This is a genomic window from Streptomyces sp. SID13726, from assembly GCF_010548375.1.
Taxonomy (GTDB): domain Bacteria; phylum Actinomycetota; class Actinomycetes; order Streptomycetales; family Streptomycetaceae; genus Streptomyces.
In genome coordinates this window covers 1-426 of sequence record NZ_JAAGLY010000525.1, presented here as the reverse complement: position 1 = coordinate 426, position 426 = coordinate 1, and the positions used below count along the sequence as shown (strand labels likewise).

The 426-nt window shown below is 72.3% G+C and carries 1 protein-coding gene; it reads right to left on the bottom strand.

Features of this window, described 5'->3' with window-relative positions; genetic code table 11:
- Positions 1–82: 82 nt before the first annotated feature.
- A partial coding sequence (locus tag G3I78_RS48930; RefSeq protein WP_203616559.1) for an MASE1 domain-containing protein occupies positions 83–426 on the bottom strand: 344 nt, incomplete at its 5' end.

The window sequence follows — 426 nt, the reverse complement described above, 5'->3', positions numbered from 1 at the left end:
AACGGGGATCCGTACGCCTTCGCGCGTGCCGTCGCGGGCGGACGCGCTGCCCCCGCGGGTGCCCGTACCTGAGCGGGGCCGGTCACTCCCCCGGCCGGCCCGGGGCGAGCCGCTCGACGACCTCGGCCAGTTCCCCGCACACGCGCTCGATCTCGGTGCGGATGTTGTTCTGCTCGGTGACCAGCGCGGACAGCAGCAGCGCGGTGAGGGCCGCCGAGCCGTTGAGCGCCTGGAGGTTGACCATGACCTCGAAGAGGGTGTGGTCGGCGAACGGGCCGACCTCGTCGGTCGCCGCCGAGATCGCCAGGACGGACACGAGCAGGACGCAGGGCGCGCTGCCGGCCAGTTGGAAGCGTACGGCCGACCAGATCAGCAGGGGGAAGACGAGGAAGAGCAGCGACAGGGAGCTCCGCGTGGCCACGAGGA